13 protein-coding genes are annotated in these 13,768 nt (G+C 51.9%); all 13 read right to left on the reverse strand.

Going from position 1 to position 13,768, the window contains the following annotated elements; all coding sequences use genetic code 11:
* Positions 1-597, reverse strand: a 597-nt coding sequence (locus OEV59_00005; protein MDH4226123.1) for a nitrate- and nitrite sensing domain-containing protein, incomplete at its 3' end; no start/stop codon positions are given.
* A 32-nt stretch (positions 598-629) separates the two neighbouring features.
* A complete protein-coding gene (locus OEV59_00010) occupies positions 630-2,360 on the reverse strand; it encodes a chemotaxis protein CheA (protein MDH4226124.1) in 1,731 nt (576 codons plus the stop codon).
* Positions 2,361-2,401: 41 nt separating this feature from the next.
* Entirely contained in the window at positions 2,402-2,770 is a 369-nt protein-coding gene (locus tag OEV59_00015) for a response regulator (protein ID MDH4226125.1), read from the reverse strand.
* A gap of 67 nt (positions 2,771-2,837) precedes the next feature.
* Positions 2,838-3,740, reverse strand: a complete 903-nt coding sequence (locus OEV59_00020; GenBank protein MDH4226126.1) for a protein-glutamate O-methyltransferase CheR — start codon at positions 3,738-3,740, stop codon at positions 2,838-2,840.
* Positions 3,741-5,732, reverse strand: coding sequence for a HEAT repeat domain-containing protein (locus OEV59_00025; GenBank protein MDH4226127.1), 1,992 nt, complete (start codon positions 5,730-5,732; stop codon positions 3,741-3,743). It lies immediately after the preceding gene.
* A 45-nt stretch (positions 5,733-5,777) separates the two neighbouring features.
* Complete coding sequence (locus tag OEV59_00030) at positions 5,778-7,418, reverse strand: methyl-accepting chemotaxis protein (protein MDH4226128.1); 1,641 nt, start codon at positions 7,416-7,418, stop codon at positions 5,778-5,780.
* Between the two features lie 17 nt (positions 7,419-7,435).
* Positions 7,436-7,816 carry a response regulator gene (locus tag OEV59_00035; GenBank protein MDH4226129.1) on the reverse strand — a complete coding sequence of 127 codons (381 nt, stop codon included), beginning with the start codon at positions 7,814-7,816 and terminating at the stop codon, positions 7,436-7,438.
* Between the two features lie 142 nt (positions 7,817-7,958).
* Positions 7,959-8,330, reverse strand: coding sequence for a response regulator (locus OEV59_00040; protein MDH4226130.1), 372 nt, complete (start codon positions 8,328-8,330; stop codon positions 7,959-7,961).
* A gap of 30 nt (positions 8,331-8,360) precedes the next feature.
* The gene (locus OEV59_00045) at positions 8,361-8,774 is read right to left on the reverse strand and encodes a transcriptional repressor (protein ID MDH4226131.1); all 414 of its coding nucleotides are present in this window, start codon (positions 8,772-8,774) and stop codon (positions 8,361-8,363) included.
* Between the two features lie 28 nt (positions 8,775-8,802).
* Positions 8,803-9,663, reverse strand: coding sequence for a GAF domain-containing protein (locus OEV59_00050; protein MDH4226132.1), 861 nt, complete (start codon positions 9,661-9,663; stop codon positions 8,803-8,805).
* A 200-nt stretch (positions 9,664-9,863) separates the two neighbouring features.
* On the reverse strand, positions 9,864-11,729 hold the full coding sequence (locus tag OEV59_00055; GenBank protein ID MDH4226133.1) for a TIGR04442 family protein: 1,866 nt from the start codon (positions 11,727-11,729) through the stop codon (positions 9,864-9,866).
* Between the two features lie 58 nt (positions 11,730-11,787).
* Positions 11,788-12,873: a chemotaxis response regulator protein-glutamate methylesterase gene (locus tag OEV59_00060; GenBank protein MDH4226134.1), complete on the reverse strand. Its 1,086-nt coding sequence runs from the start codon at positions 12,871-12,873 to the stop codon at positions 11,788-11,790.
* Between the two features lie 9 nt (positions 12,874-12,882).
* The gene (locus OEV59_00065) at positions 12,883-13,764 is read right to left on the reverse strand and encodes a protein-glutamate O-methyltransferase CheR (GenBank protein MDH4226135.1); all 882 of its coding nucleotides are present in this window, start codon (positions 13,762-13,764) and stop codon (positions 12,883-12,885) included.
* Positions 13,765-13,768: the final 4 nt, after the last annotated feature.

Consider the following 13,768-nt stretch of genomic DNA (forward strand, 5'->3'; position numbering starts at 1 on the left):
GGTATTCGACAGTATCGCTCTCTCTATGCCGGCCCTTTCCTTGGCAAAAAGGAAGTTGGCCTGTCCGATAATGGCAGTGGTTACGTCGGAATCGCGGCTAAGGAACGACGACATATCGACCATCGTGAGAAAAGAATTGTTCATTGCGGTATAGTAAGCGATGGCATCGGCCGCGGAAATGGTCATGGCGCTTACCGCGCTTCTCTTGTCCTGAAGCTGGTCAAGCCTGCTGACGGCGTCATTGATAAGCGACTTAAAGTCCGAGCCGTACTCGTCGATATCCATTGCCTTCAGGTCGGCCCGGAACTCGGCGATTTTTTTATCCGTATCAGAACGCTGGGTAAGGAGTTCCGATGCATTCTCCTTGCCGCCGCTGCCGAGGAAAAGGGCCGTCTGCCCCCTCTCCTTTTGCAGCTCATGTACCATGGAGCTTGTAAGCACAACGACATCTGTCACCTCGTCGAGCTTGTTCATACTGCTAAGATACGCCGCCTTGCTGACTATCTCCGATATGGAAAAATACAGCGCCGCGATTATCGGCAGAATAATCATGAGAATCAGCTTATTTCTTACCTTCATGTTTGAAAGAAATGTCATACAGTCTCTCCTTTTCTTTGTTATTAAAAAAACTACTCCTTCACTATCTCCATATCCATCTTGTCCTCGATGAGCTTAAAGACACCGGGGACGTCCAGAACCATCACGATTTCGCCTGTGCCGAGGATGCTCGCACCCGCTACACCTTCCACAGGCTCCGGAAGCCTCTCGATGAACTTTCCAAGCGGCTTAATCACCGTCTCGACCTTGCCGAGAAAACCGTCCACGATAAAGCCCACGCGTTTGCGCATGATATTCACTATCAGCACCGAGTACCTCTGTAGCTTGCTTCTATCCACCATCTTCATATCAAGCACGTCGCTAAGGAACACGAGCGGCACGGCATGATGACGAAGCATGTACATCATCTGCCCTTTTATGGACTCGATTTTTGTGATATCCACCATTATAGTCTCATCCACGTAATTTAACGGGATACCGTAGTTAAGGCTGCCCTCTTTAAGAAGGAATAGCTGCACTATGGCGAGGGTTAGCGGCATCTTCATCGTGAACTTCGTGCCAAGCCCCTTCTTGAAGCTAACATCCACGCTCCCACCAAGCTTCTCGATGTTGGTCTTGACAACATCCATGCCAACACCCCTGCCCGAGAGGTCGTCTACCTTCTCGGATGTAGAGAACCCGGACATGAAGATAATCTTCACTGCATCGTCGTCGTGGATTTCCTTTGCCTCTTCTTCATTAAGTATACCACGCACTATCGCTTCCCGCTTTATGCGCTCGGGGTCGAGCCCCTTGCCATCGTCCTCGATTTCCACGACAACCGAGTTATGCTCGTGCGAGGCCCTAAGCGTGAGCGTGCCGATAGCAGGCTTCCCGGCCTTTTTCCTGTCTTCGGGAAGTTCTATGCCGTGCCCTATAGAGTTACGTACCATATGGAGAATCGGGTCGTGCAGGACTTCTATGATGGTCTTATCGAGCTCTGTATCCTCTCCAAATATCTTCAAATCGACTTCCTTGCCAAGGGGCTTGGAGATATCCCTTACAAGGCGGTAGAACTTATTAAAAAGCTGTTTTATCGGCACCATCCTGATGGATAGCACTTCGTCCTGCAGCTGCGACGATATGGAGGCAATAAACGAGGCAACGTCGTCGAAGGCCCTGTTTCTCATCTCGCCCTTTAGCTGAAGCATGCGCGAACGCCCTGCCGCAAGCTCTCCGACGAGGTTTACGAGCTTATCGAGCCTGCCTGTGGAGACCCTCATGTACGCTGCCTCGGCCTCCGGTATATCGCGTCTCTCCTGAGCCCTTCTCTCCTTATGTCGCCTATTGCTGTCGGCCTTTTTGGCAGCCGCTGTCTTTGCGCTGTTTTTTACGTCCTTCGCCGCCTTGGCAGCCTCAAGAGAGCCCGGGCCCTCAAGAAGCGCTTCGAGCCTCTTGAATATGGCAACGAGGTCGTGGTCTACTTCCCTGCCCTCAATAAACTCAATCAGCATGTGTCTTGAAATATCGAGACCTTCGAAAAGAGCGTCGTTTATGCCCGAAAAGAACGGAAAGGCCTTGTCCCTGAGCTTTCCAAGCACGTTCTCCATCCTGTGGGCCAGGTCGGACATGTCCATGAGACCTATAAATCCGGCATTGCCCTTTAGCGTGTGGAACGCGCGAAATATCTTGTTAATGAGCTCCGAGTTGGACGAGTCCTTCTCGAGCTCAACAAGATCCTTGCCGACCGCTTCGATGAGCTCTTTACTCTCGTCGATGAACTCGCCGTAGAGTTCTTTTATGCTTATATTATCCTCTGCCACGACTACCGCCTTTCGCGAATATAACGTACTTTGACAAACGCCTACACGCCTAACGCCTTGGATACCGCCTCGATAAGCTCAGGCGGCTGAAAGGGCTTGGTAAGAAAGCTCGTTGCGCCAAGGGACATAGCCTTTTGCCTGTCTGCGTCGCCCTTTTCGCTCGTGAGCATCAGTATCGGAATGTCCTTATACGGGGTCTTGGTCTTGATTTCCTTTAAGACCTCGAGCCCGTTCATCCTCGGCATCATAATGTCGAGAATGATAAGGTCAAACGATTCCGTTCCAAGCTTCTCTAGCGCCTCGATGCCGTCGTTTGCGGTCACGACGTCGTAGCCCTTATACTTAAGCGTGAAGCTTATGAACTTCTGCGTGGCCGGTGAGTCTTCGGCGCTTAGTATCTTCTTTGCCATCATTACCTCCTTGGTTGGTACAAAAAATATTTCAGGACAATACTTTCTCTGCCGTTATCGAACGCAGCTATACACTTAGTCCGGCCTTAAGCGAATTTTCGAACTCCCCGGATGCCGCCGGCTTCTGGTACACCATGCCTCCCGGATGAAAACGCATGGCAAAGGGCACCTTTCTTACGTCAACCGACTCGGCGTTGCCAAGAAGGAGAAAACCTCCGGGCGCGAGCAGCCTTAGGAATTTCGCCGCTATCTTCTCCTGCACATCGTCCGGAAAATATATGAACACGTTCCTGCAAAACACGAAATCCAGCGGCGCCAGGCGCGACGCGTGCATGTCTATCTCGGTTAGAAGGTTCAGGTGCGCGAAGTTTATCATGTTCATCACGGATTCCTTTGCCGCGTACTCCTCTCCCCTCTTGTAAAAATACTTATCGACGATTTCCTTTTGCATGTCCGTGAACCTGAACCCCGGGAAAATCCCTTTTCTCGCAAGCGAGAGGGCGCGCGTCGAGATGTCCGTTGCCATTATCTGCGCTGTCCACGTCGAGAGAAGCGGCATGGCCTCGTGAAGTATTATGCCAAGCGTGACCGGCTCCTCGCCTGTAGAGCATGCAGCGCTCCATATCTTTAGCGTCTTGTCGTTTGTCTGCTTCTTTCTCTCGAATGTCTCCTTTAAAAGCACGTCCCTGAAACTTTTAAGCTGATCGTGGTTCCTGAAAAACGACGTCTCCTGCACGGTTATGAGGTTCACGAGCTGCTGAAACTCTCCGGAATTGGTCGGACTGTACTTTAAAAAGTAATAGTACTCCTCGAATGTCGAGATGCTTACCGCAGCCATCCTGTCCAAGAGCCTGTATTCAAGATAGTCCACTCTTGTATCCCTTATATGTATGCCCGTACGCTCCCTTATAAGGTCGCGTATGATAACGAAGTCTTTGCTCGGTATCCGCTTTGCCGGTTGTTGTGTCATTTACCCGTGCCTTGCCATAAGTTCCTGAGCAGCCTCTCTCACAAACTGGTTCTCGTCGTCAGCCACCTTCCTGACGGCAGAGATGTACTTCTTGTTGGTGCAAAACCCTATGGAGCACACAGCTGCCTCTCGCACCTGCCAGGAACTGTCCTCGAGAAGAGAGACAAGGGCCGTGCAGCTCTCGTCGGAGGCAAAGGTCGAGAGCACCTCGGCAATCGTCTTTCTAACGTCCTCGTCATCGTCCTTTAGCATGGATATGAGTTCCTTTAGCGAACTCTCGTCTTTAAGCGCCCCGATGGACTTGACACTCGCTATCCTCACGAGCCCGACAGGGTCCTTTAGCCCCTTGTGCAGAGCAACAACGCCACGCTTATCGCCCACCTGCCCAAGCGACACGGCGGCATGGTACCTCACCCACATGTCGTCATCGTTTGCAACAAGCAGACAAAGCGGCTCAACGCCCCTTTTATCCTTGAGCTCGCCGATTACCGTTGCGGCGGATTTCCTTAGCACAGCATCGTCGCTTCCAAGAAGCATGATAGGCAGCGAACCTATCTTTATATCCTCTATTTTGGCAAGGGCCACCACTGCCGCGTTCTTTACAAGCGGGTCGTGGTCCTTCAAAAGCGGCTCTATCAACTCTACCGCCCGCTTATCCCCTTTTTTGCCGAATATCTGTATGGCAGAGCGCTTTAGCGACGAATCGTCGCTGGCAAGCGCGCCCTTCAGGTTCGAGAACAGCTCGTCTGTCATCGGATACGCGCTAACGCCCTCAACAGCCGCGTGCCGCACCTTTTCCGAATCGTCTTTAAGAAGCTTTATCATCGTGGTAAGGCCGCCGGCCGGCGCAAGCCTTCCGACCGCTATGGCCGCGGCCCTTCTTATATCGTCGTCCTCGTCGGTAAGAAGCGGTATGAGCGCGCCCTCGCCCTCGCGTATGCCGATTTCTCCAAGCGCCTCTATGGCAAGAAGCCTCGCCCTTTTCTCCGGTATGGAGAGAAGGTCTAGAAGTGTCGGAACCGAGGCATTTCCAAACCCTATCATGGCCTCGTACGCAGAGACGCTTAAGTCCTCGTCTTTCGCGCTAAGCTTCGAGGCAATGGGCTTTAACGCGGGCTCGATTTTCAGCCACCCGAGTATTACGGTCGCGGCCTTGCAGACCTCGGGCTTTTCCGAGCCAAGCGCCTTCAATCCTGACTTTATGAGAAGTTCGGAGTTTATCTTCGCGTTCCCGGGAATATTGTACGGAGGGGTTGCCCTCTGCTTTAAGACCATCAACGCCTTGAGTATTGCGTTATTTAGTTCGTCGTTCTCCGCATCAATGGCAGCGGCGATATCGGGCATTATGGATATGTCCGCGATATTGCTTAGCGCCTCGACGACCTGCGCCTTTATGAACGTGTCGGTCGAGAGCATGCTCTTAAGCTTCGGTATGGCCCTCTCATCGCCTATCATGGAAAGGGCTTCGACGGCAGCGCTCTGGAGCCACATGTCCTTATCAAGGAACTTAAGAAGGTGTTCTGTTGCTTCCTTATCGCCTATTTTTCCAAGCGCCTGTATGATGTAGTACTGGACGTCAACAACGGAATTATCGAGGGTCTTTAAAAGCTTCTTGGTGCCGCGCTTATCCTTTATATCGCCGATGACGTCTGCAGCGTAGCGGACTATGTTGGGGTCCTTGTCGTTTAGCGCGTCGAGCACGACGTTTATGGCCTTGTCGCCAAGGCCCGTTAGTATCTCTATGGCCGAACTTCTAACCCTCGCGTCCTCGTCCTTCAAAACAGAAAGAAGAAGCGGCATGCCCATGTCGCTGCCTATTTTGATCAAGGCCTCGACCGCTGCCTCCCTTACGAGCCACGATTCGTCCCTGAAGGCCTTTATCAGCGGCCTAACCGCCTCGTTGGCGCCGCTTTCGCCAAGATACCGGCACGCATCCCTTCTTACGAATTCATCGTGATTCGAAAGTTTCTCGATGACAGCTCTAAGTCCCATGGAATTTTCCTCCCGCAAGTGTCACTCCCGCAAATACGATTATACTCAGATGCCGATACGCTTGAACTCGACGTTAAAAGTCTCGATACGGCGCTTAAGGTCGTCGGAACTCGACGCAAGCTCCTTGATGGCCTTAATGTTCTCCGATGAAATGTACTCTATTATCTCGATTGCCTGAAGTATCTGGTCGGAATCGTTTTTCTGGCCCCTGGTTATATCGAACATCTCCTTGACCATGCCCTTGACCTCTTCTATGACCTTGGTAACATAGGCATTGGCCTTTTCCTGCTCGAGGTTTGCCGCGGCAACGTCCTGGGTGATGGTGACCATCCTCGCTGCCGAGACCTTTATCTTGTCGCTTCTTTCGGAATGCTCTTCCATGGCCGCGGCGACCTCGCGTATATAGCCGACTTCGTCCTGGATGGACTTTTTCACCTGCTTAGCCTCGTTCGACTGCTGCACCGTGCTCTCGGCTATCAGGCGCGCCATCTCGGAGGCCTTCACCGTGCTCGAATGTATCTTCTTTAGCGCAGCTCCTGCCTCGTGCGCGAGCTTAACGCCGTCCTCTGCGCTCCACTTGCCCATCTCGTTTGCCTGTATGACGTCGCTAACCATGTTCTGAATGCCGCCGATGATGCCTGAAATCTCAACGGTCGACTGCGCGGTCTGCTCTGCAAGGCGCTTTATCTCGTCTGCAACAACGGCAAAACCCTTGCCGTGCTCGCCTGCCTGCGCAGCGATTATAGACGCGTTCAAAGCAAGAAGGTTCGTTCTGTCGGTTATCTCGTTTATGACGTTTACGATATCGCCTACCTCGCCCGACTTCTCGCCGAGTTTATGGACGACGTTCGCGCTCTCGATGACGATTTCCTTTATTCTCGTCATGCCGTCGATGGTCTTTGTTGCCGAAGCGCTTCCGAGCTCGGCGTCTCTTTTTACGGCCTCCGACAAAGCGTACGACTCCTTGGCGCTGCGTTCAATCTCCTTTATGGCCGCGTCTATCCTGGCAACCGCCTTCGACGTATCGTCCGACGATTCGGAGAGCCCTGTAAACCGCTTCCTTATCTCGCGAACGGAATTGACCATGCCCTCGATATTGGCAGAGACCTCTTTGACATTATTTAAGAGGTCCTGCGTCGACCTGCTTATCATCTTGTTCGACTCGACCATGTCGAGAATCGAGTTCGTGGCCTTCTCGGCATTCGGATAAAGGCGCTCGACCATGCCAACGAGCTTCATTATGGAGGCCGATATGCCTTCTATGGAATGCGCGGTTTCCTTAAGAGAGAACGACTGCGCGTCCGTGCCAAGGGAAATCTGGTCGGCCTTCACGGCAACGCCCTTGATATAGGCCGTAACGTCCTCGAGCGGCCCCTTTAATCCCTTTACCGCGTCGACAAGCTCGGAGAGGACAGAGGCAAGCGCTATGTCTACCGGTTCATCGCCCTGCGTAAGACGGTCGGCGTATCTGCCCATCCCTACGGAAACAACGGCGGTATCGACGGCCTTCTTGTCCTCGGTCCTGCGCGACACGTAGACAAGGACATTGAAAACCGCAAGCAGTATCATTAGCGTTACGTCAATGGAGATATTATTCAGGGAAACACGGCTTATGAACAATCCCAGCAGCAGGCCGGAGTTCAAAAGCACCTGTATTTTAATGCTCCTGAGTATTTCTGAGGTCATACTTTATTCAAGGCGCTCTACTTTAGCACCCTGTTTATCCTCTCCATAAGATCGGACGGGCTAAACGGCTTTACGATGTAATCCTTTGCGCCCATGTCCAGGGCCTTTTGCACCCTTTGTGAGTCCGATACGGCCGTAAGCATGATTACCGGCACGCCCTTGGTCTCGGGAATTTCCTTAAGCACCGCGAAGGTTGCAAACCCGTCCATCTGCGGCATCATCATGTCGAGAAGTATCAGGCTCGGCGTCTTTATTTCCTTACTCTTCAACTTCTCGATGGCCTCTTCGCCGGACACGGCATACTGCACATCGAAACCCTTGGAAATGAGCAGAAAGCTCATCATCTTATCGTGTCTTGTGTCGTCGTCTATCACGAGTATGCACTTCTTAACCGACATCTTTGACAATCCTCCGTTTATTAGTGCGTTGCTATCGGCAGAACCCGAAACTGCGGCGCGCCCCCGGATGTGAATAAGGCGCGCTTCCTTGAATCACCAACAGCGCGCGCCTCTATAGCCTGTAAAAGGCTGCAATTATCCGTCAAGCGATATTGAGAAGCTTTTTTGCCGTGTCGATGAGGCCGGTGGCGTGTATGGGCTTGGTTATGTACGAATTGGCGCCAAGCGCCAGTGCCCTGTCCCTGTCCTCCTGCCCGCCTTCGGTGGTTATCACCACTATCGGAACGTCCTTGTTGTTCGGGTCCTTGCGTATGAGGCTCACGAGCTTTATGCCGTCCATTATCGGCATGTTTATGTCGGTAAGAATCAAGTCGAACTTGCCGCCCGATATCTTCTTCAAACCGTCAACGCCGTCATTGGCCTCGACTATCTCGACATCCTTTAGCCGCTTTAGCGTGAAGGTTATCAGCTGACGCATGGTCGGCGAATCTTCGACAACGAGAACTTTAGCCATAATAGAAAGACCTTTCTCCTTTGATAAATTTTACTGACAATCCCTGCAAACGCCGTAGAAGTTCACGTGCGCCGAGCTAACCTTGTACATGTCCCCTACACCCTCAGGAAGCATCGTCTCGAGACCGAAGTCCTTGAACACGTCCCCTATCTTGCCGCACTTGGTGCATATCACGTGATGGTGCGGCGTTGTGTTCGGATCATAGTGACGTCTTTCGTTGTCTATCGTGAGCTCAAGCACCGCTCCGCTCTCCTTCAATGCCTGCACGGTGTTGTAGACTGTGGCAAACGATATGGCAGGATGCTTCTTTCTTATGCCGGCGTATATGACCTCGGCGCTCGGATGGTCGGTTCTGCCGTCCAGGAACTCGAATATTGCCATACGCTGCGGCGTGAGCTTAAAGCCGCTTTTTCTGACCTTTTCCATCATAATGTTTGCATTCATCGATACACTCCAAAAACAGTAGTAAAAGCTACTTAGTCATCAAATCTATGAAGCCCTGTATGGTCGAGAGCTTTCTCTCGGACTCGGAATAGAGCTTGGAGCTAAATATCGCCGTTGCCGTGTGACCGGCAAGAAGCGTGAAGAGCTCGTAATCGAGCTTTGTGAACTTGTCCTTTTGCGCAAGGAGCGAATAGATGACGATGGTGCCTATGACGCGCTCCTTTATCTTCATGGGTATGCAGACGATTGGCTTGGTGACGTCGTACTTGGCGCCGAAGGCCAGGTTCTCGGCAAAGTAGTTTTCTCCGGTCTCGGCGGTCTTTCCGATTATGCCTTCTCCAGCCGGCACCGGCGCTACCTCTTCCTTTTCCATGCCCTCGGTAGCAACGACCGTCAACCTGCTCGTCTTTTCGTCAAGTAGCATCAGAGCGAACTTCTCCGCGCCGACGAGATTTATGATTATCTCAAGTATTATGCGAAGCACTTCGTTGAAGTCGAGTGTCGAGTGCAGCTGATAGCTCGCGACATAGAGGTTGGCCATGATGTTATTCTCGTTCTCTATCTCGATGTAGCGCTGAGCGAAGTCCTGGTTCTCGGCCTCGACCTCCTTGTAACGGTCCTGCAACTTGACCTTTTCCTCGGAAAGCGCGGCGAGCTGTTTTTGCAGCTTATCGAGCTGCGAGGATAAGTTCGCATCCCCGCTTGCCATGCCAATTGTCGTATTCGCTTCCTCGAGTTGGGCAACGCGGTACCTGAGCTTCTCGTTTTCCTTCAATATCTCGTTGGTAAACTCGGTGCCCTTTTTGAGGATATTGAGGATTTCCTCTCCCCTGCCGCCGGAGAGCAATCCTTTTTCAATATCCTGCTCAAGGTCCTTATCCTTGCTCATAAAAAAACCTCCTCATTATGCTGTGAACGGATAAACATCACTACGCTAATCTGGCGTCCACTACAAGTTATGAATTTATCGGAATAATATCGAAAATTTTAACATAAAACCCTTTATCGCACAAGGGGTATTATTAAAAAAATGCTTAATCTGCCCAACATCAAAAAACGAACGAAAACGGGGCATTACAGATACCCTCTTTAGAGCCCTTCGCCCGCTTCAACCGCCTCTGCCTGGCCGATAAGCTCCTTGAACTTTCGCACGCTTTCCCCCGGCAGTTCGTGGCGTTCAATGTAAGACCGCTCGATATCTTCAATAAAGAACCTGTCAAAACCGCTGTTTTCAATGAAATCCTCGCGTATCTTCGTATCGAAGGAAACTATCAGCTTGGGCAACACCTCGTTTAAATAAAATATCTCCATCTTTAGCGTCGTGAAAACCTTCATCATGACGTTCTTTGGTATCTTGGAAATAGGGCCGTCCTTCAAAAGGCTCTTTAACGCCTCCTTCAAGAACCCGTCCTGCTCCTTTACGTCTATCTCCATGAAGCTTGGCACTTTATCGAGGCGGTCCTTTGCGGTCTTATAGAGAACCTGCACCATCTTGTTCTCCTCGTTTATCTTGGCTATCTCTGTGGCAACGTCGTTTAAGGACTTATAACCGTTCTCGACCTCTTTTAGCCCCGTCGTAATCGCGTTTATCTTCCTTCTTCCGGCGCCAAGGAGGTACGGGTCTCTTAAGAGGTCGTCTATGAAGAGCTTATTATAGAGCCCTGGAGAAAGTTCCTCGAAGCTCTTCTTGTTGCCAAGGAGGCTTCTTAGCTTCTCAACCGACACGTCGTCGTCCATAAAGGACATGTGATTTATCATCGATGACGTGGTGTCGAACCTGTCGAAGTACGTAATCAACTCGCTAAAACGCTCGAAGGCCGTTACGTTTCCGGCCTTGAACTTCTCATCGCACATCCTGCCGGCATCGAGCATAAGGCCGTCGAAGCTCTGGTCGCGGCTCGCCATCGCCGCCTTCTTGTTGACAAGCAGCTTGACTACGTCGTCCTTACTTATGACGGCGTCCAAACCGCCCTCCATCATGAAGAGCCCCTCGAGAAGCGCCCTGGTCTCCCTCACGAACTCTGGTTCGTCGTGCTGCGCGGCAAGGGCCTTGTCCTTCAGAAGCATTTCGTCTAGCGCATCGAAGAGATAATGCGGTATGTTGTTCTTTATGGCAAGGGCGCGGAGCCTGTTTAGCGCGGCAAGGTCCTTTGCGGCTATTTCCGCCATGCTTTCGAAGGATATGAGTATGTCCTTATACTCGTCCACGACGCGCTTGTTGTCGCGGTGATTGTACATGACGTCTATCTTTATTCTCTCCTGCTGGTACTGGTCGATGCCGAATTCGGCGGCAAAGGAGTTAAGCACCCTGTCGTCGTCCTCTGTTATGATGCGCTTTTCGAAATACAGTTCCTTGAAGAAATCGCAAAACCGCTTATTGACGCGGTTCACAATCCTAAAGAGAAACACCACCGGGTTATAGCCGTCGAGATCGGCGGTAAGCTCCGATATCAGCGACATGTCGTCCTCGCGCCCTATGGAAGGCGTGTACTTAAGGGTCTTGCCAATTAGCCTTAGGAGTTCCTCCTGCTTTGCCTTTATGTCGCCGGGGATATCGACGCTTATGAAGAAGTAATAGTTCGTAACGGCATTGCCGTCCATGAACATGCTATCGAAGTTTATGGAGCCGTCCGTTTCGTTTGTGAACTTAAGATGCGCCTTGTCCTTGTCGAACCCGACGCCGTACATCGCAAGACGGTTTAGAACGTCCTTTCTTACAAGGTCCTTGATTGGCTGCTCAACACCGAACATGTATTTACAGAAGCTGCCGCCGTTGCCGCGGTGCCTCACGCCGTTTTTATCGAGTATAATCTCGTTGCCGGCGTAGAAAAAACGGTCCGAGCCGTTATCCTGCTGCTCGTAGAAATGACGGTGCATGAGCGCCTTGCCGGCTATCGTGGCAAAGTACTCGACAGTCTCGTTCACCTTACCGTGAAATGTCATTTCCTGTATCATGCTATAATCCCATCCATCCTATATAATATATAAAACAAGCAGTTATGGCAATTCCAATCTATTGGCTCTCCGTCTGCCTCTTTAATGCCTCATTTTTGCACGCGGTGACTATAGCCGGCGCTATGGAGTTAAGCGGCAGCACCTCGTCGACCGAGCCAGTAGCTATGGCCTCCTTTGGCATACCGAATATGACGGAGGTCTCCTCGGACTGCGCGATGATATGCGCGCCCTTTGCCTTTAGCGCCTTAACGCCCTCCTTGCCGTCGTTGCCCATGCCCGTTAGCACAACTGCCACGGCCAGATGCCCGAACAACTCGGCCCCGGATAAAAACATCTTATCCACAGAGGGCACAAACTTATCTGTCCCACCAGTGGTAAGATGTGTCTTTATATCTATGCCGTCGTGCACAAATGTCATGTTGTACCCTCCAGGCGCTATGAGCATCCTGCCCTGCCTGAGCACAGAGCCGTGCGAGGCTTCCTCGACCTTGATATAGGAAAACCTGTTTAGCCTGTCGGCAAACGAGCGCGTAAACCCGGCCGGCATGTGCTGCGACACGGCAAATGCGGCAGGCACGTCGGCAGCAATCATCGCGCAGATGGTGTTTAGCGCGGCAGGGCCTCCGGTTGACGAGCCGATTAGCACAACGGAAAACGGAAAGGCAACCGCCTTTTTCCCGGTAAAGGGCTTTGCGGTATAGAGCCTGCCCATCTCGATTGCCTTCGAGGGCTTTACCGCGTCTATATTCATGGACGAGGCCATGGCAATCTTGGTCAGGAGCTCGTCCTTTACGTTATAAAGGTCTGTGGACGCAAGGTGTGTCGGCTTTGCGATAAAGTCGACCGCGCCAAGCTCCATGGCCTTGAAAACGAACCTCACCTCGTCTCTCGAGCTTATTACTATGACCGGAGTCGGGAAATTACTCATGAGGATACGAAGGAAGGTAAAGCCGTCCATCTTTGGCATCTCGAGATCAAGCGTGATGACGTCGGGCTTTAACTCGATTACGCGCTTCATCGCGTCCTCGCCGTCCACGGCAGTGCCCACGACCTCGATAAGCGGCGAGGTTTCTAGCATCTCCTTGATGGCCTTTCTGTTGAAGGCCGAATCGTCTACGACAAGCACTCTTTGTCTTTTATACATAAGTACGCCTCAAAGCGCCGGTTCCTTTACCGCATGGCGCAGCGGTTTCTGGTACACCATGTCGTTCTTGAAGTGCTTTAGCGTGAACTGTGTAGTGATGTTCATCAGCGATTCCGAATGCCCAAGCATCAGATACCCCTCGTCGTCGAGCATCCCGTAGAACGTCTCCATGACCCTCTTTTTGGCCTTTGTGTCGAAGTATATGATGACGTTTCTGCAAAATATCACGTCCATGCGCCCAAGGAGCTCGACCTTCATCGGATCGAGGAGATTGACGTGCGAGAAGGTAACCATGGACTTCGGCTCGTCTGCGAGCCTCTTACGGTCGCCCTCGTCGATAAAGTACTTCATCCACTGCTCGTCCACGCCCCTGAAGGAGGCCTTGCCGTAAACGCCCTTTCTCGCAACGCCCAGCACGCGGTGGCTTATATCGCTTCCGAGTATGTCGACCTGCCATCCCTTTAAGAGCCCCTTCTTTCGCATTTCCAGAACAAGCATGGCGATGGAATAAGGCTCTTCCCCGGTCGAGCACCCCGCGCTCCAGATGCGAAGCACCTTCTCGCGCTTGCGCGCGGCTATCTCGGTTATTATTTCCTCGCTAAAGGCCTTTAACTGGTAGTTCTCGCGGAAAAAGTAGGTTTCGTTGGTGGTGAGGTTGTCGGCGACCTTGGCCATCTCCTCGTCGCGCTTTATATCGTAGCGAAGGTAGAGCGCGTAGTCTCGAAACGTCTCTAGCTGAAGCTCGCTAACGCGCCTCGACAAACGCTTCTCGAGAAGGTACTTCTTGTCCGGCTCGAAAAACAGTCCGCAGTACTCGTATATGACGTCGCGCAGATCGCAAAACTCGTCATCGGACATCGCAAGAGCTATATTTTCGGAAAAAAGAGGCATAGCA

The organism is Deltaproteobacteria bacterium, assembly GCA_029858205.1.
GTDB lineage: Bacteria > Desulfobacterota > GWC2-55-46 > GWC2-55-46 > DRQE01 > JAOUFM01.